General features: G+C 41.0%; 12 protein-coding genes and 1 riboswitch. Of the genes, 1 reads left to right on the forward strand and 11 read right to left on the reverse strand.

The annotated features are described in order from the left end of the window. Positions 1-191 precede the first annotated feature (191 nt). From odhB to ku, 8 genes are all read right to left on the reverse strand, one after another. A complete protein-coding gene (gene odhB / locus OTG27_RS03575) occupies positions 192-1,469 on the reverse strand; it encodes a 2-oxoglutarate dehydrogenase complex dihydrolipoyllysine-residue succinyltransferase (RefSeq protein WP_057277368.1) in 1,278 nt (425 codons plus the stop codon). Between the two features lies 1 nt (position 1,470). After that, on the reverse strand, positions 1,471-4,323 hold the full coding sequence (locus tag OTG27_RS03580) for a 2-oxoglutarate dehydrogenase E1 component (RefSeq protein ID WP_063575910.1): 2,853 nt from the start codon (positions 4,321-4,323) through the stop codon (positions 1,471-1,473). 374 nt (positions 4,324-4,697) lie between these two features. Then, the gene (locus tag OTG27_RS03585) at positions 4,698-5,468 is read right to left on the reverse strand and encodes a dioxygenase family protein (RefSeq protein WP_268936243.1); all 771 of its coding nucleotides are present in this window, start codon (positions 5,466-5,468) and stop codon (positions 4,698-4,700) included. A gap of 75 nt (positions 5,469-5,543) precedes the next feature. After that, the gene (locus OTG27_RS03590) at positions 5,544-6,311 is read right to left on the reverse strand and encodes a polysaccharide deacetylase family protein (RefSeq protein ID WP_268936244.1); all 768 of its coding nucleotides are present in this window, start codon (positions 6,309-6,311) and stop codon (positions 5,544-5,546) included. Positions 6,312-6,415: 104 nt separating this feature from the next. Then, positions 6,416-9,865, reverse strand: coding sequence for a methionine synthase (metH, locus tag OTG27_RS03595; RefSeq protein ID WP_268936245.1), 3,450 nt, complete (start codon positions 9,863-9,865; stop codon positions 6,416-6,418). Continuing rightward, a complete protein-coding gene (locus tag OTG27_RS03600) occupies positions 9,858-11,705 on the reverse strand; it encodes a bifunctional homocysteine S-methyltransferase/methylenetetrahydrofolate reductase (RefSeq protein ID WP_057277364.1) in 1,848 nt (615 codons plus the stop codon). The genes metH and OTG27_RS03600 overlap by 8 nt, the downstream gene beginning before the upstream one ends. A gap of 103 nt (positions 11,706-11,808) precedes the next feature. Further along, positions 11,809-11,907: riboswitch (SAM riboswitch) on the reverse strand. A 111-nt stretch (positions 11,908-12,018) separates the two neighbouring features. Further along, a complete protein-coding gene (locus OTG27_RS03605) occupies positions 12,019-12,669 on the reverse strand; it encodes an MOSC domain-containing protein (RefSeq protein ID WP_268936246.1) in 651 nt (216 codons plus the stop codon). A 490-nt stretch (positions 12,670-13,159) separates the two neighbouring features. Then, entirely contained in the window at positions 13,160-14,002 is an 843-nt protein-coding gene (gene ku, locus OTG27_RS03610; protein WP_048687774.1) for a non-homologous end joining protein Ku, read from the reverse strand. A 150-nt stretch (positions 14,003-14,152) separates the two neighbouring features. On the opposite strand from ku, the gene ligD reads away from it, so the two are divergent. Next, the gene (ligD, locus tag OTG27_RS03615; protein ID WP_268936247.1) at positions 14,153-16,000 is read left to right on the forward strand and encodes a DNA ligase D; all 1,848 of its coding nucleotides are present in this window, start codon (positions 14,153-14,155) and stop codon (positions 15,998-16,000) included. A 558-nt stretch (positions 16,001-16,558) separates the two neighbouring features. Here the strand turns inward: ligD and dapF are convergent. From dapF to OTG27_RS03630, 3 genes are all read right to left on the reverse strand, one after another. After that, complete coding sequence (gene dapF, locus OTG27_RS03620) at positions 16,559-17,548, reverse strand: diaminopimelate epimerase (protein ID WP_268936248.1); 990 nt, start codon at positions 17,546-17,548, stop codon at positions 16,559-16,561. A gap of 182 nt (positions 17,549-17,730) precedes the next feature. After that, positions 17,731-19,032 (reverse strand): NCS2 family permease, encoded by a 1,302-nt coding sequence (locus OTG27_RS03625; protein WP_098866595.1) that lies wholly within the window; start codon positions 19,030-19,032, stop codon positions 17,731-17,733. 156 nt (positions 19,033-19,188) lie between these two features. Continuing rightward, the gene (locus OTG27_RS03630) at positions 19,189-19,761 is read right to left on the reverse strand and encodes a beta-class carbonic anhydrase (RefSeq protein ID WP_063575901.1); all 573 of its coding nucleotides are present in this window, start codon (positions 19,759-19,761) and stop codon (positions 19,189-19,191) included. Positions 19,762-19,809: the final 48 nt, after the last annotated feature.

Consider the following 19,809-nt stretch of genomic DNA (forward strand, 5'->3'; position numbering starts at 1 on the left):
AAAATGAAAGAATAATCAATCATAAACGTTTAAAAATAATCAAATTCATCCAAAAATACATTCAAAAACATTCATTTTTATTAGAGATGAACTTTCTTGAATTTCATTATCTTTTTTTCTATGAAAATATCCTTTCTTGTTCAACAAAAAAAACCCCCATGTCAAGATGACAGGGGGGTAGTATTATTTTATTAGCCTTGAAGTAAAAGTTGTTCTGGATCTTCAAGCATATCTTTGATGGCCACCAAGAAACCAACAGCTTCTTTTCCGTCTACGATACGGTGATCATAAGATAATGCAAGGTACATCATTGGTCTGTTTTCGATTTGGTCTCCAACAGCGATTGGACGAGTCTTGATTGTATGCATGCCCAAAATCCCAACTTGAGGGGCATTCAATATTGGTGTTGATAATAGGGAACCGAAAGTCCCTCCGTTAGTGATGGTAAAAGTACCACCTGATAAATCTGAAAGTCCCAGTTTGTTGTTACGCGCTTTAACAGCTAAATCTGAAATGTTCTTCTCGATTTCAGCAAAGCTTTTGCGGTCAGCATCCCTTACAACCGGAACGACAAGACCTTCATCAGTGGATACTGCTACACCGATATCATAAAAGTTCTTTTTCAGGATATGGTCGCCTTGGATTTCAGCATTCAATAACGGATATTTTTTCAATGCGCCAATGACGGCTTTAGTGAAGAATGACATGAAACCAAGTTTAACATCATTTGTTTTCACGAAAGAATCCTTATGGCGGTTACGCAATTCCATGACTGCAGAAAGATCGACTTCGTTAAAAGTTGTAAGCATGGCTGCTTCTGATTGTACTTGAACTAGACGTTTGGCAATGGTTTGACGACGGCGTGTCATTTTAACCACTTCAATGCGGTCATCATTCACTTCAACAGGAGCTGCTGCTTGTTTAGCTGCAGGAGCTTGTTTTGGAGCTGCCGCAGGTGCTGCCGGAGCTGCAGGTGCATTACTTGCTGCTTCTACGTCTTGTACACGTACACGACCTAGTGGATCTGCTACAGGCACCTGAGTCAAGTCAATTCCTTTTTCACGAGCCAATTTCCTTGCAGCTGGTGATGCAATAACTTGTTGAGTGGATGATGATTCTTTCGCTTCTGCTTTAGGAGCCTCTTTAGCAGGAGCCGCTTGTTCAGCCTTAACTGGTTCTGCTTTAGCTTCTTCAACCTTAGGAGCTTCCGCTTTTGGAGCTGCTGCAGCTGATCCATTTTCATCAACGATGGCGATAGCCTGTCCGACTTGGACAGTATCGCCTTCTTCTGCTAAATGTTCAGAAAGTGTACCAGTATAATCTGAAATGATTTCAACGTTCACTTTATCCGTTTCAAGTTCAAGGACATATTCTCCTTTTTCAACGTGATCACCGGGTTGTTTTAACCATTGCGCAATAGATCCTTCAGAAATTGATTCTGCTAATTCAGGTACTTTTACTTCAGCCATTTTATTTCTCCCCCTCATTATTGCGTGTAATTGCTTGAGTCATAATCCGTTGTTGTTCATTTTTATGGACAAGTGGATCTCCCTCAGCCGGGCTTGATCTGCGCTTCCTTCCTATATATGTTACTGAAAGATTGCCAGGAGCCGCTGCATTTAGGCGAGGTTCAACAAATGTCCAAGCACCCATGTTTTTAGGTTCTTCTTGAGCCCAGAAGATTTCTTTAAGATTTGTATATTTTTTCAGGGCTTCTTGAACTCCAGTGAATGGGAATGGATAAATTTCTTCGATACTGATGATTTGCAACCAATCCGTATTTTTTTCGGTTGCCGCTTTTTCACGAAGTTCAACCGCCAATTTACCTGTTGCAAAAACAATGCGTTCAACCGATTTAGGTTTTTTACCCAAAGTTTTGGTTTCTACGAATGATTCAAACGCGCCTTCACTGAATTCTTCTGTTGTAGAAGCCATCACCTGATTACGAAGCATACTCTTCGGTGTCATGATGACAAGCGGACGTACTTGTTCTTGATCCAAAATCTTAGCTTGTCTTCTAAGGATATGGAAGTATTGAGCTGCCGAACTTAAGTTAGCAACTGTCCAGTTGTTTTCAGCTGCTAATTGAAGGAAGCGCTCCAGTCGTGCACTTGAGTGCTCTGGCCCTTGTCCTTCATAACCGTGTGGAAGCAGCATGACAAGACCTGATTTTTGACCCCATTTTGCACGGCCAGCAGCGATGAATTGGTCAAAGATCACTTGTGCTGTATTAGCGAAGTCACCGAATTGGCCTTCCCATAATACAAGTGTCTCAGGTGCAAAAACGTTATACCCATATTCATAAGCCAGAACTGCCGTTTCCGTAAGCGGGCTGTTATGAACAGCGAATGAAGCTTTGGCAGTTTCAAGTGTGTGAAGTGGTGAATATGTTTTTCCATTAACACTATCATGTAACATGATATTACGTTGTGCGAATGTTCCACGCTCTGAATCTTGTCCTGTCAAACGGATTGGCGTGCCGTCACTTAAAATCGATGCAAAAGCCAATGTCTCGGCATGTGCCCAATCGATTTTTCCGTCAGGACCAAAGGAATCCAAGCGACGTGATAAGATCTTTCCTAATTTTTTATTAGGGGTGAATCCTTCCGGCCATTTAACAAGCTCTTCGTTAATTGTAACAAGTTCTTGTTTCGGAACTGCCGTTTCAATGGCTGGAAGTCCTTTTTCAATAATCCCTGGAGGATTACACTCTTTGGAAGCTTCCGGTTTATTTCCGGAAATTTTCGCATATGCATCCGCAAGCCTTGTATCCACTTGCTCAGCAATCGCTTTAACTTCAGCTTCAGTGAACTCGCCTGATTCAATAAGTTTTTTCCCATAAAGCTCTTTTACGGTTGGATGCTTATGGATTAATGCATACATTTCAGGTTGAGTCACCAATGGCTCATCCATTTCGTTATGGCCGAAACGTCTGTAACCGATCAGGTCGATCAAGAAATCCTTGTTGTATTTTTCACGATATAGGTTAGCAAGGTTCACAGCAGCCATACATGCTTCTGGATCATCTGCATTTACATGCACGATCGGCACTTCGAAGCCTTTTGCCAAATCACTAGCATATAAGGTTGAACGTGAATCTTCACTTTCCGTTGTAAAACCGATCATGTTATTAGCGATGATATGGATTGCGCCGCCAACTTGATAACCGCGTAAACGGCTTAAGTTAAACGTTTCAGGTACAATTCCTTCACCTGGGAATGCAGCATCACCATGAATCAGGATTGCAAGAGATTTGGAAATGTCTTGCACAGGGAATCCTTTTTCTGTACGGTCTTCTTGAGCCGCACGAGAATACCCTTCCACGATTGGACCGACTACTTCCAAGTGACTTGGGTTATTGGCAAGTGTAATCCTTGCTTTTTGTATATTAGCTTTAGTAATCTGTTTATCCAGACCTAAATGGTATTTAACATCACCTGTCCATCCATTGTTAATGCCTGTTGAACCCTCGGAAGGAACCAAATCTTTATTCGGTGAATGTTGGAATTCAGAGAAAATGACCTCATAAGGCTTTCCTAATACATGTGCAAGCACATTCAAACGTCCACGGTGAGCCATGGCAATATTCACATTACCCGTTCCGTTTTGGACAGTTTGTGAAATCATTTCATCTAAAATCGGAACCATAGCATCCAGTCCCTCAATTGAGAAACGTTTTTGCCCTACATATGTGCGGTGAAGGAATTTCTCGAAACCTTCTACTTCATTCAATCGTTTAAGTAATAGTTCTTTTTTCTCTTTTCCCACTTCCGGGAACATGCTTCCAGATTCGACCATATCAGTAAGCCATTGCTTTTCATCCAAGTCATTAACATGATGAAATTCAAAGGCTATCGTTTTTGTATAGAGTTGTTTTAGGTATTGTACGGCTTCGTATCCGTCTTTCACGTCTTCAGGTGATTCCGGACAAATAAAGTCAGCCGGTATTTTCCTTAAATCATCTGCAGTCAAGCCATATTTTTCAAAGTGAATTTGTTCAGTGTCCAGAGCTTCTTCTTTTAAAGGATAAATATTTGCAGCAAGATGCCCGTATGCACGGATATTTTCAGCTAACTTCACTGCAGACATAATTTTCTTCATTGGAAGAACTTCTCCAGTTTGTACAGTTGATGCACTTACAGTCGTTGTTTCTGCCGATACATCGAATGAAGGAGGACCTGCTACTTCAAAAAAGTTTTTCAGTTCCGGATCCACTTCTTCCGGGTTGGCTAGAAATAAATCGTATTGCTCCATGACATACCCAAGGTTTGGACCCGAAAAAGCTTTCCAGTGGTCTAATACCTTAGAATCATTGATGGTCATTTTGTAAACCCCCAAATTTTTCTCATAATTTTTTTCATTCCGTTTTATCCATCCCCAAATTTCTTTCTTCTAATTTTCCCCAAATATAGGATATATATAAGATATATAATAAATAACTTGGTTATTGAATAATAAAATTTTAAAGGATAAAACGTTTTCAGATGTTATATTAACATGTTTTTGTCGAAATATCCAAAGGTTAAACCACTTTATACAACCTTTTTTCAACTATATTTCTGCTTAATTCGTCAAAAATCGCTTTTAACTGTCTTTTTTGCTCATTTAAGTCTTTTTTTCGCTAAAAAAAGATTTTTGTATTTTTGTATAATGATTATTTTTCAGGTAAATTTAACTAGTTTGAAAACCCTTTCAGCTCACTCAAACTTCCAAGCTGTTAAACTTAGATTGCCATATTGAAAGCTTCTGTGCAGTAAAGCCGCTTTTTTATTGTCATCCCCTGAGCCCATTGCGATGACCAATGGAATGAAATGCTCTTTGGAAGGCACAGCCTCTGTACTGTAAGGGGCGATATTTTCATAATTGAACAAAGATTGCAAATCCCATTTCATGATTTTTTCTTCGACCCAGTTCTCAAACTCGATTGCCCATCCCTCTGCAACATGCATATCTTCCTGAATATGTGTGAAATTATGGACAATTCCACCGCTTCCTATGATCAGGACATTATTTTCCTTTAATTCCCTCAATGCTTTCCCAATTTCATACTGCTTGTCCAATGGCAGCGAAGGACTAATGGACATAGATACGGTCGGGATATCAGCTTCTGGGTACATGATATGCAAAAGCCCCCATGCTCCATGATCCAGGGGGCGCCTTTCATCAAGTTCCCCCAATACATCTATCCTGGACAATAAGGTTAAAATTCGATCTGACAGCTCCAGGCATCCCCTCGCAGGATATGTTATCTGAAATACTTCTTCAGGAAATCCAGCAAAATCGTAAATGACTTCATGCTTCCCCACTGCAGAAATCATTTGATCTTCATTTTCCCAATGTGCTGACAAAATAACGATGGCAGCAGGTTTCTTCATAGTTTGCATATACTCCTTCAAAAAAAGAGTATAGCTATTCTTTTCCAACGCTAATAACGGTGTTCCATGTGATAAAAACAATGATGGCATCATAGAGACGATAAATCCTTTCGCATTGTAATCTCAATATCCTATACCTTAATTTACTATAGTTAAACAATGTGTTCATCAATTAAATTGCATTTTCGGCGTAGTCTCATCAATAGTATCAAAGGTATATCCTTCTTTTTTAAGGAATTCAATTATATCAGGCAACGCTTTCACTGTATTTTTCATACTATTGATATCATGCAATAAGATATTAACATGCTTTTGATTTTTCGTCCCTTTTTGTACAGCAGAAATGATTTGTTGTTCACTTATTGACGGACTGAAGCCATCTGTCGAGTCAATTGACCAATCAAAATAAATATACCCTTTTTCCTTTAGTTGTTGAAGGATTCCATTGATGATTGGTTTCGTTGACGCCTGATGCCGCAGCCGATTATTCGAGCCGCCAGGAAGGCGCACAATACGGCTTTTTATCCCATATTCCTCTTGCAGCATGGTTTCAAGCCTATTCAAATCTTGAAAGAAACTCTCAGTCGACCGATAAACGATGGAATAATCATGTGTATAAGAATGAAGGGCGATCGAATGACCGCGGGATATCATTTCCTGATAACAATTCTTTGCGTATGGTTCTTCGTTACCTTTAACGAAAAATGTGGCCTTAACATGATAGCGGTCCAAAATATTCAATATCTCCATGGTATTCAAGGATGGTCCGTCATCGAAGGTCAAATAGGCGATTTTCTGATTCGCCTTACTTTTTAGCAACGGGGTCATCTCTTCGGGAATAACTGCATGTACTTGAATGTTTTGCACATCCACATCAGACAAAATAATAATGAGAGAACTCGCCATGGCAAGAATTAATTTTAGCATCTTCTTCATAGGTGCTGCATCCCCTTCCTTTTGACCATTAAGGTGTACCAGTTAAGGGGTTTCATGCGCAATAAGGCAGCGGTAAAAAATACCGCTGCCTTTATTAAATGAAGTTATCGATTGACATTAAAGTAACGGGCTTCAGGATGTGCAAAAACAATGGCTGAAACGGAAGCCTCTGGTTCCATCATGCATCCTTCAGTCAATTCCACGCCAATATCTTGAGGTTGCAACAGGCGGAATAGCTTCTCCTGGTCTTCCAGATTAGGACAAGCAGGATAACCAAATGAAAACCTTTGCCCGGTGTACTTAGCTGCAAACCGCTCTTTCATTGACATATCAATCGGATCGCTTATACCTAAATCATCCCGCATTAATTGATGAATTCTTTCCGCGAACCCTTCAGCTGTTTCAAGAGCAAGTGATTGAAGGGCGTGATTTTTCAAGAAATCACCTTCAAGTTTCAGTTTTTCTGCCCATTTTCTGATTCCTTTTCCGGCAGTGACCAAGAAGAAACCAACATAATCCATTTGCCCGGAGGAAATCGGTTTTGCGAAGTCCGCTAAACAAAGATTCGGATTCGTATCTTGCCGGGGGAATTCGAAAGTTTCCAAAACCTCATGATGATTGTCCGGGTTGTATATAAATAGCTTATCTCCTTCGCTTTGAGCAGGGAAAAATTGATAAACTGCATTCAAACCATAATCCGGTTCCGTCTTTAGGAATTCGATCAATTCGTCTACGAGATCATTGAGCTGCACTGCTTTTTCATTCCCTTGCTTAAGCAATTCGGTAACTTTGCCTTTTAACCCCAAATGATGACCAATCAGCATTTGCCTATTTATATATGGCTGGACGACATCCAATGGATAGTTTTTCAGGACGTGTCGTTTGATGTCACGCGGTGTTTGAACAGGAACATCGCTTAAAGGAGCCGCTGTGGACTGCTTACGAACAGGTTTTTCCAACGTGGCAGCAATGGCGGCATTCGCTTTCGATCTTTCTCGTTTCTCGACCAACTCTTCCAAGTACACCACTTTTTTGTCGGCGTCATGTAAAATATTCGTTACCGCCAAACCATCCATTGCATCTTTAGAATATAAAACCGGCCCTTCATATTCAGGTGAAATTTTAAAATCGGTGAATTTACGGGATAATGCTGCCCCTCCAACTAAAATTGGGGTATCTATTCCCGCTTGCCTTAAATCTTGCGCGGTTAAAACCATTTGCTGTGCAGATTTGACAAGTAGCCCAGATAGGCCAATGATGGTTGGCTCATGTTTTCGAACCTCTTCAATGATTTGTTGCGGTGCGACCTTTATTCCCAAATCAATGACTTCATAGCCGTTATTGGAAAGGATGATATCCACTAGGTTTTTCCCGATATCATGCACATCTCCCTTGACGGTCGCCAACAGGATTTTCCCTTTCTTAGCACTATCTTCAGCGTTTTCCATAAGTGGTTCAAGGTGAGCTACAGCAGCCTTCATCGCTTCTGCACTTTGAAGCACCTCTGCGACAATAAGTTGGTTGTCATTGAACAGCCGCCCCACTTCACTCATCCCATCCATCAATGGTCCATTGATGATTTCCAATGGGGTATCACCGCGCTCTATCGCTTCATTTAAATCATCAATCAATCCTTCTTTCGTTCCTTCGATAATATAGTTACCAAGACGTTCGTCCAATGGCAGGATCACACCATCATCCTTCTTCTCCGCTTTTTTTCCACGATAAAATTCGGTAAAAATCGCTAAAGTTTCAGTTGATGTTTCAAACAGGAGTGCCTCCGCCAATTTCACTTCCTCTTCCGGTATCAAGGCGAAACGTTCAAGTTTTTCTGTATTCACGATAGCATAATCGAGACCCGCTTTTGTACAATGGTAAAGGAAAACGGCATTTAATATTTCCCTTCCCCTCGCCGGCAGACCGAAAGAAACGTTGGAAATTCCAAGTATCGTTAGACATTCCGGAAACTTTTCTTTAATCGCCTTTATTCCATTCACCGTCTCCAATGCAGATCCAATATATTGTTCATCCCCGGTGCCTACAGGAAATACCAGCGGATCAAAAATGATGTCATTTTTGTTTAGACCGTACTTATTGACGAGCAAATCCACAGACCGCGTAGCCACTTCCAATTTTCGTTCAGCATCGACGGCCATCCCAATTTCATCAATGGTTCCTACCACAACGGCAGCACCATATTGATGGACTAAGGGTACTATTTTTTCAAAGCGCTCTTCACCATCTTCAAGGTTTATGGAATTTATGATCGATTTTCCTTGTGAATGTTTTAATGCTTGTTCAAGTACGACTTCATCCGTAGTGTCGATGACCAATGGGACTTTCACTTTTTTGACGACCTCTTCTACAAATTCCTTCATGTCGCCAAGCTCATCCCCATCAGGATCGGCAAGACAGATATCAATGACATGGGCGCCTTTCTTTACCTGGTTACGTGCAATTTCGGCAGCTGGCTCGTAATGCTTTCCACGTATCAGCTCCTTGAATTTTCGGGAACCGATAACATTCGTTCTCTCCCCTACGAATAAAGGACGCATTGAATCATCATAAATTAGCGGCTCTATCCCTGATACGGCATGACCATGAGCAGCCTCCATAATTGTACGGGGCTTCATGCCTTCGAGTACCCTGGAAAGTTCTTTAATATGTTCTGGTGTCGTGCCACAACATCCGCCAATGATATTGACCCATCCCTTTTCGGCAAATTGCTTCATTTTCTCTGCCAGGGATGTAGGTGATTCATGATAGTGGCCTTCTTCATCAGGGAGCCCGGCATTCGGATAACAGCTGATGGCGCTATTTGATATATCTGCAAGTGTCCTGATATGGTCTATCATGAATTCCGGCCCTGTAGCACAATTAAGGCCGACAGCTACGGGCTTCATATGTTCAACCGATAAATAAAAAGCTTCTATGGACTGGCCGGCAAGTGTCGTGCCCATCGGTTCGATTGTTCCTGATATGATGACAGGCACATCTTTTCCCGTTTTAGCGAATGCTGCTTTGATTCCAGAAAAGGCAGCCTTGACATTAAGCATATCCTGACAGGTTTCCACCAACAGCAAGTCTACCCCGCCATCCAAGAGACCCAGTGCCTGCTCTTCATAAGAATCTGTTAAAACATCAAAAGTCGTCCCGCCCGTTACGGAAAGCGTTTTTGTAGTGGGGCCCATCGAGCCAGCTACATATCTTGGCCATTCATCATTGGAATATTTTTCACAAGCTTTAACGGCAAGCTCAGCTGAAATTTTATTTAGCTTGTAGGCAATCGTACTTATTTGGTATTCCTCAAGGACGATGCTGGTCGCTCCAAAGGTATTTGTTTCTATGATATCTGCGCCCGCTGCTAAATATTTTTCATGAATGGATTGGATGATTTCCGGTTGCGTCAGTGATAAATATTCATTGCAGCCCTCGAATTGTTCCCCGCCAAAATCGTCTGCTGTCAAATTCTCCGCTTGAAGCATCGTTCCCATCGCCCCATCAAGTAGGAGAATCTTAGAATTTAACTGATCTTGAATCGCTTTTTTATTCATGTACTGCCACCTCTGATGTCTGTTTACTATCGACTTTTCTAATATATTTCGTTAGTTCCGCCGTCATTTCATAGCGAAGGAATGGAGTGATTAAATATATGCCCTTGAATTTTTCCCTAGCCGCGTCCACCAGTTCCCGCGCGATATTCACCCCTTCAATCCTTGACTTTACAGGGTCATCCCCCGCTAGAGCCATGGCCCTTCTAACATTATCAGGCAATTTGATGCCTGGGATCTCATTATGGATGAATTCGGCGTTCCGGGTGCTTGTTAAGGGCATGATACCGATGAAAATCGGGGTTTCCAGATGTTTTGTCGCTTCATATACTTCTTCGATTTGCTCTACGGAATAAATTGGCTGTGTCAAAAAGGATTGAGCACCGCAGGCAATCTTCTTTTCCATTCTCAGTACGGCTTTATCCAGATATTTCACATTGGGATTAAAAGCTGCCGCAATTTTAAAATTTGCCCGTTGACCCAAACTTTGACCGGAATAGGAAAGACCTTCATTAAATTGTTTGACCATACTTATCAGGTCAAAGGAAGATAAATCGTAAACCGAAGTGGCACCCGGGAAGTCCCCAATTTTTGAAGGGTCTCCGGTGATGATCAATATTTCGTTCAGCCCTACCGTCTGCAGACCCATTAAATGTGACTGCAGGCCAATCAAATTTCGATCACGGCATGTTATATGCACCATCGGATTTATATTTAATTGGTTCTTCAGTAAATTAGCCAGTGCATCATTCGATATCCTTGGTGAGGCAAGTGAATTATCCGCTAATGTAATGGAATCGACCCCTGCTTTTTTCAAAACCTCAGCACCAGTCATGAAACTCTCTATCCCTAGCTTTTTCGGTGGATCAAGCTCAACAAGAATCGTCCGTTCCGTTTTGGCTTTTTCGTAAAGGGGAAGTTCCAATTCCCTATCGTTCACCTCAATTACTTCTATTTCACGGGATTTCGTAAATTTCTCTTTCACGGGAGCCAAACTTCCAATTGCATGCTTTACAGCTTGAATATGCAGTGGAGTCGTTCCACAGCACCCTCCTATGATCGCGGCGCCTTGCTCACGAAGTTCCAGGGCACTAGAACCGAAATATTCCGGGACAGCTTTATAAACGAGCCTCCCATCGACATAATCCGGCAGGCTGGCGTTAGGGTAAATGGCAATCGATGCTTGCTTTGGCAAACTCACTTCTTCCAAGGCCCGAATCATATGATGTGGCCCAAGGCGGCAATTCACACCAACCACATCGGCACCCAATTGCTCGAGCTTTTGAAAGGCTTCATTTAAATGGATTCCATTTTGAAGATTACCCAGTTCATGCATCGAGACATTTGCGATAATCGGCAGTCCGGTTTCATTTTTAACGATTTGCAGGACGGTTTCCAGTTCTTCCAGGTCATAAAATGTTTCCAGGAGAATCCCATCAGGATTTTCCATCAACAGACTGTATAGCTGTTCACGAAAACCCCGTTTTATCTCCTCCATGCTTAAATCCGATTTCCTGATACTCCGCTGTGCCCCTATGGTGCCGAAGACGTATGCCTTTCCTTTTGCCGCTTTTTTAGCAAGAATGACTCCCTGGCGATTGATTCTGCTCACTTCATCTTCAAGTCCATACCGCTTCAATTTATTGAAATTGGCTCCGTATGTATTCGATTGAAGGATATCTGCTCCAGCTTCCAGATAGGCTCGATGGATGGACTCTATTTGATCTGGGTTCGTGCAGTTTAATTCCTCATAACATTGATCAATGCCATTAGAGTAAAGCAGGGTCCCCATTGCCCCTTCCCCAACCAGCATTCTTTCTTTTAATTCTTTACGAAAATTCATCATTACACCCTCTCTCAAAAACAATCCTGTTTTTGTCGTATTCTATGAGTATGAGAGAAAAGGAAAAAAAACCTTCTCAAAGAAGAAGGTTTTTGAAACATTCTCCTCATCTATCAAGCTCTGCTTGCTGGATTTAGCACCTTTGCGTAAGCTGGTTGCTGAGGTTTCTTCGGGCCAGTCCCTCCACCTCTCTCGATAAGATCCTTTTATATAATTTTCATAAGATTTCAAAATTTGATTATATTTAATTTACATTAATAGTCTGTCAATTTCAATACCTGATCGACATTTTTTTCACTTTTGCAAAAATCATTCAATCTTTAGCTGCTTGAACCCTCTTCAAGATCCTTTGTTTCCAGTCTTCCGCTAACGAGTCTAGTGTTAGTAAAGCCTTTGCACCTTCAAGCCCATCCCGTTTATGAAGGATGACCTCTGCTGCGTAATGGACAGAAATTTTTTCTTGTAGACGATCTATCAGCACAATCTCGTTTTGTTTATTTATCGTTCCTTCTTGAAGTACTCTTGCAAAATAACCAGTGAAACCCGTTTTCAGCACGTGTTCCAAAAACTTAGGTTCTTGATTGAAGAGGGAAATGGTCGAACAAGGTATCCTCCCTTGGTTAATTTGAACAATCACATCGCCTATTTGATAAATATCGCCGATAAACGTTGTTTCTTCCTTCATTCCCGCTATAGTTAAATTTTCACCGAATGCAGGGATATCCAGCTTTTTAGAGAATTTTTCATTCCATAATGAATAATGCTCAAATGGGTAAAAGCACAAAGCCCGATCAGGACCTCCATGGAACTTTACATTACCGACACCATCACCGATTATGCCAGCTTTAGTCACTTTCAAATTATCCTGTGCTTGTTTATCCATGGCTGAAAAGATATCGATATTCGAAAAAATTTCTTGTTTCGGCTTCCCCGCATGTAGTGATTTGATTTTCCCATTTTCCATTTTGCATCTTCCATTCATATTAAATTTATATCGTTCTATATGTATAAATTATACTAAAAATCCATTTTATTCAGTACCTTTTTATATGTATATGAAATGAAAAGGCCATATGCGGCGTTAATGGGCTAAATATCATTGATTTCCAGAAAAATTCATAGGTTAGTTTCAGTAATTTAGTTGCTATTTCAGAATTAAATATGGTAGAATATGAACACAATATATAGTCGAAAACTACAACCGTTCGCCTATATGTTGATTTTCACGATTGAATTCCTCATTGTCGCTCTTTAGGGAGCGAATTTTTTTTGCTTTCGTTAATATCCACTAATTTCCTGTAATTCCATTCAGTTTCTTGCATCGTGATCGACTCACCTGTTTGTACGTTCCTTCCCTCTTTATCAAGACCTTTTCATCTTATTAGAAGCCTGATTCCTTGCAAAAACAAGCAGAAAGCCGAGCGACATCATCCGTCTTCCGCTCAGCTTCCTGTTTACGCTTGTTTCTTTTTTTTCGGTGCCGCTTTCTTCCGGGTCGTCTTTTTCTTTTCCGGTTCATCATGTTTTGTACGGTCTATGGATGCTTGTAATGCCTCCATTAAATCAGTTACATTGTTGGAAACTGGTTCTTTTGTTTTCGCTGTAATCGTCGTCTGTCCCGTTTTCTTTGATTCAATCAATTCTAGTAACGCGGTTCGATAGTCATCGGTGTATTTTGTCGGATCGAAAGTAGTCGTTAATTGATCTATCAATAATACGGCAGTATCGATTTCTTTTTTTACAATGGTATCATTGGCAGGGATATTCGGAACATCCGCTGTGGAGCGGACTTCATCCGGATAATGAATCGTTTCCATAACCAAGGTATTATCAACGACTCGGATTACCGCCATTTGTTCTTTGGAGCGAATGATGATTTTTGCCAACCCAACCTTATTCGATTCCTTGAGGGCCTGCCTCAAAAGGGAATAAGCTTTTATCCCCCCGTCATTTGGGGACATGTAATAACTCCGGTTAAAATAAATAGGATCTATTTCTTCAATTTTAACGAAATCCACGATTTCCACGGCTTTTTCTTCGTTTTGTTTTTTCAGTTGTTCTAGTTCATTGTCTTCCAATACAACAAACTTTCCCTTTGTATACTCAAAAGCGCGGACTATATCATCCTTCCCCACTTCTTTCTCGCATACTGGACAAACCTTTTCGTATTTAATCGGTGTATGACATTCCTTATGCAACGTCCTTAAAGATATATCCTTATCCTCCGTTGCAGCATGAAGTTTGATCGGAATGTTCACCAAACCGAATGATATGCTCCCCTTCCACATCGTATGCATATTCGTCACCTCATAACTTATTTTTGATGAGAAGAACAATTTTATTATTCCCCTTTGTTCAAAAAAAACCGAAAAAACAATTGCCAACTTTAACACTTCGTTTTTTTGGCAAAATAATGTTATCAATTATTTGCGGAGGTAAATACAAAAATGAAACCGATGCTGCCTACCTATTACCCTGAAGCCCCCAACTCCAATGATTGGCGTTATGAAGTCAAGTATGACGGCTTTAGGGCTATTTTAACGATAGACTCCGATACCATAAGCATTTCGAGTCGAAATGAAAAGGAATTATCACCTCAATTCCCAGAAATCATTGCTTACATCAAAGACCTGGACCTGGAAGGTTATCTCCCGCTTCAATTAGATGGAGAATTGGTCTGGCTTACGAATCAGGCGAAAGCGGACTTTTTTCAAATACAGTGGCGAGGACGCCTTGGGAAAGAATCCTTAATTTCAAAAAATGCCCGTTTTTCCCCATGTCGGTTTATAGCGTTTGACCTGCTTCGCATCAGCGGAAAAGACATAGCAGATAAACCTATGTTGGATCGAAGGGAATTGATGTTGAATATGGGGGGAAAACTCGGTCTTCCTATGCCTCCTGATCCCAACGATAAGGCTTTGATACAATTAATAGAGAGTTTTGACGTTTTGGAAAGAGCCTTGAATAAGGTCACCTTGTTAGATGGCGAAGGGATTGTCGCCAAGGAAATTCGGGGTGCTTGGCAAGAAGGAAGACGTACTACATCTTGGATTAAGGTAAAAAATTGGAAGACCGTTTCTTGTTTCATCACAGCATTGCACAAAGAAAATGGCTACGTGTCCCTCGCAGTTTTCAAAGAAGGTGCCGTAACGAAAATCGGGAGTGTCAAAAATGGACTGAGTGCTAGAGATAAAAGTATATTGCATCAAATGATCAAACAAAATGCATCAGATGAAGACGCACAATTTTTTTATATCCATCCATCCATTTGCATTGAAGTTCAATTCTTGCACGTTTATGAGGAAAATGAATTGCGTGAACCTCAGTTTTCCCAGTGGCTTTTACAAACTTCTCCCGACGAATGTACCTGGGAGAAATTCGTGCTAGGCCAATATACATTTCCAGATACTGTACAAATAACTTCCAAGGATAAACCGCTTTGGAAAACAGAAGGTAAACAGGTGGTAAAAATAGAATATCTTCATTATTTACGGGAGGTTTCAGCTTTCTTCTTACCCTTCTTGAAGGATAAGCTTCTAACCACAATCCGCTATCCTCATGGAACTTTGGATAAAGAAAGATTTTTCCAGAAAAACAAACCTGATTATGCGCCGGACTTTATAAAAACGTTCATGGATGAGGATATCGAGTATATGCTGTGTAACGACATTGAAACTCTCCTTTGGTTTGGTAATCAACTTGCATTGGAATTTCATGCCCCATTTCAGAAAGCCGGTAAAACAAGACCCGACGAAATCGTCCTGGACTTGGATCCTCCTTCCATCGAATATTTCTCTCTCGCGGTAAAGGCTGCACAGGAAATAAAAAAGGTGATGGAATCATTAAGGATTAAAGCTTTTGTAAAAACTTCAGGTAACAAAGGACTGCAAATTCACATCCCTCTGCCTGAAGACAGATTTACTTATCAGGAGACACGCATATTCACTGACTTTCTAGGTGATTATTTAACAAGTTCCAATCCGAATGATTTTACAACGGAAAGAATGAAAATAAATCGGCATAATCGACTTTACTTGGATTTTGTTCAGCATAGTGAAGGAAAAACCATCATTCTTCCTTATTCCCCACGAGGAAATTCTTTCGCTGGTGTGGCTACACCTTTGTTTTGGGAGGAAGTGAACGAAAGTCTCCAGTTAAAGGACTTTACGATTGATACCATACCAAACAGAATAAAAAGGGACGGGTGTGCGTTTATGGATTACCGACTGGTGGATAATGGACCAGCCTTTTTGGAAGTATTGTCGTTCCTAAAACAAAAAAAGATCAATAACTAATTGGTAAGATGGAAAGTTGCTCTAGAAACTCGCTTTCCGCGGGCAGTTTTTGCTTTGATGCAACTTGGCAGACAGTCGAGCGGTTAAGGAGCAGACTTCTGAAATTAACTCGAACATTATTTTTGAAGGTTAGTAATTCTGATCGTTGATTGGAACGTAGGGCACTCGCTTTCCGCGGGCGGTCCGGGAGCCTCCTCGGCGCTCTTGCGCCTGTGGGGTCTCCCTTGGACTCGCTTTTCCCGGAGGAGTCTCGCGCCTTCCGTTCCAATCAACTTAGTGTATTAAAAGAAAAAACTGCTGGCTCGTCTTATTCCGAATCCTATTTAAGACTAGTTTATCCTTCAGTTTTTTCCTGTAATCCTTAATGGATGGATGAAATTTGTGACACTCCTGCAGAATAACTGGCTAGTCGAGACCCCACAGGTTCTTTTAGCCGAGGAGGCTTGGCAGACAGTCGGCGGAAAGTGAACGGATCTTTGAAATCAACTGCAACTTTTTTCAAATAAGAAAACTGCAGGAAAACTCGTTTTTTTCGAGTTCGCCTGCAGTTTAAAAATTTCATAATAATTTTGTTCTCAAATAACTTTGCACTTCATCCTGCAGCTTGGCATATAAGCTTGTTTCCAATTCATAATCCTCTTTTTCAAGTATTTCAAATTTTTCAGGCTGATCTAAGTCCATTTCAATCGATACTTTGAATTCATAGGTTGCATTACCGATTAAATCAATTGAATACGTTTGGCTTTCTCCATCATGGTGGACCACGCATTTAACTTTTCCGCCGTTATTGTAGACAGATATTTCACTTTCCAACGCGTTTAACCCAACAGAGCATGTTACTAGGCTAGAAGCCGACATCGCCGTTCCACATGCATTCGTGAAGCCTACTCCACGTTCGAATGTCCGCACATAAATGCTCCCTGGTTCCAACTCTTTCACAAAGCTGACATTGACACCATCAGGGAAAAGTTCATTCGGTTGATTGACCTTTGTTGAAAGTTTTTCCTGCAAATCACTTTGTAAAACATCACTATCGACGAGTGTGATCAAATGTGGATTTGGAACCGCCAATGCCGAAAATAAAAGGGTATCATGCAGTTCCGGCAATGTTTCGTTTTGCAGCTGTTCTTTAGCCAATACAAGAGGTAGATCCTTCACATTAAAACTTACCGGTGAAATTTCCACCTTGAAAGTCGGAATGCCCTCATAAATATCTTCCGTTTTTTCGACTAGTAAATTTGCCTTCATGGTTTCCACGATCATTTTATCTAGTCCCAGAACGTCGTTCGCGTAACGTGCAACACAGCGAAGTCCGTTGCCGCACATCGAGGCTTCCGATCCATCCGCATTAAAGACACGCATCCGGCAATCAGCATGTTCACTTTTCATTACGAACAAAATACCATCCGCTCCGAGCCTCTCCCGATTGCATAGGGCCTTCGCGAAATTTTTCCGCTCTTCTTCCGTAAACGTCAGGGTCGTAGTCAATTCATCAATTATCAAGAAATCATTTCCTGAACCATGGCTTTTTAAACCTTCAATAATCATCCTGTCACATCCTCTAATATGCTGCTTGTCATTTATCATTTTTTTAATATTCTATATCATAGCATTTTGAAGATGGATGTGTCATCGCGTAAATCACATTAAATCCATTTTTTTCGACGAAAAAACCAATAAGAAGAGCGGTTGGAATAAGAATTAACTCATTCCAACCGCTCTTTTGAATTTTAACCGATCATACCAATGATGAAATAGACGATAAACATTCCGGCACTCACATACATCGGGGCTGACACTTCTCTCGCTTTTCCGGTTACAAGCTTCAGGAATGGGTATAGGATGAAACCGAATGCCATTCCATCGGCAATACTGTATGTGAAAGGAATGATCGTGATGATCATGATTGCAGGTATGCTCTCGGTTAAATCACTGAAATTCAGCTTTTTTATGTTTCCGAGCATCAAAATGCCAATGATAATCAAGATGGGGGCAATGGCGCTATCAGGGATTACTTTAATCACCGGTATAAATAACAGTGATAGGATGAATAGCACGCCCGTCACCACTGAAGTAAGACCAGTCCTGCCTCCTGATGCGATTCCTGCTGCCGTTTCTACTGTTGCGACGGTAGGACTCGAACCGAATAAGCCTGATAATAGAACGGACACACTTGTCGCCTGCAGCGACTTTTTATAGGCATCCTGGCGGTTGATACTGTCTACATGCCCGTGTACAAGACCAATATTTTCAAAAACAAGAACCATCGTCATCGCAAATACACTTATCCAGAATTCAATCCGGTTCGCTTCCAAGAACGATAATGAAAAGAAGAGATCGCCGTAGGAAGCTGTGTTAATGCCTGAAAAATGGATTTCCGATAGTTGAACCGTCCCGAACCAATAGGCAATGAGGCTGCCTGCCAGGATGGTTATCATGAAATTACCGGGGATATTCTTGATGAACAGCGTGATTGCCAGTAAAAAGGTCAACACCGTTGCAAACACCGCTGGATCGCTTAAATCTCCCAGTGCGACGATTGATGATGAACCTCTTGTGATGATCCCGCCCTTTTCAAGTCCGATCAGCATCAAGAATAGGCCAAGACCAACAGATATGGCTTCTTTTATCGAACTTGGAATCGAATCACTGATGATTTTGGAATATTTTGTAAAAGCGATGATTACAAAAATTACCCCTGAGATAAACACAGCACCAAGAGCCGATTGCCATGATAGACCCATTCCTTGAACCATGGTATAAGCAAATAGGGCATTGACGCCCATTCCTGGAACGAGAAGGATTGGGACATTCGCCCAAAGTCCTATCATGACACAGCTTAAAGCAGATAAAAGAATCGTGGCAATCACTGCACCATTAATCGGTATACCCGCTTCCGATAAAATCAGGGAATTCACGATGAGAATATAGACTATCGTAAAATAGCCGACCACTCCAGCAAGGATTTCACGTTTTCCATTCGTTCCATAGTCGGAAAAATGAAAAAACGTTTCCAAGTTTAATTTCTTCATGTTGTATCCTTATCAAATTTTTCCCTCGCCCACCCGTTTGTATTAGTGACAAACTACACTTGGCGATTTTAACAAAAAAAAGGATAAAAATAAATAGCAATGATAAAAATTTGAAAAAAACTGTCGGAATTGCTCCCGACAGCCTCGATGAATATATTATTTTTGTTCTTGCGAATAACCATCTACTACCAATTCCAGCTTCCCTGTATCAGGGGAAATGATTAGACCATGCACAGGAATATTTTTAGGAATCAATGGATGTCCTTTAATCACTTCGACGCTGTTCTTACAACTTTCATAAACATCATCAAATCCGCGAAGCCAACTGCGGATATCGATTCCTGCAGCTCCCAGTGTATCGATGGTGCTCTTTGGTATATCACGTTCGATCATCTTGTCCATGACAGAATCGGCATCGACTGATGCCATCCCGCAGTCATGGTGAGGTATGACCAATACTTCATCTGCCTTTAGTTCATAGATAGCAACAAGGATACTCCGCATGACACTTCCGAATGGGTGGGAGACGATTGCCCCGGCAGTCTTCAGGATTTTGACATCACCATTTTTGACATTCAAGGATTTTGGCAATAGTTCGACGAGCCGAGTGTCCATACAGCTTATGATGACCATACGTTTCTCAGGAAACTTATCCGTCCTATACTTAACATATTCACCTTTTTCTACAAACTGTTCATTATAATCCAGAATCTCATTAAGTAAACTCATATTTACCACCTTTTTATTATGTATTTAATCTATGTATCTCCTATTATT

Source organism: Peribacillus sp. AS_2, from assembly GCF_026891895.1.
GTDB classification, from domain to species: domain Bacteria; phylum Bacillota; class Bacilli; order Bacillales; family DSM-1321; genus Peribacillus; species Peribacillus frigoritolerans.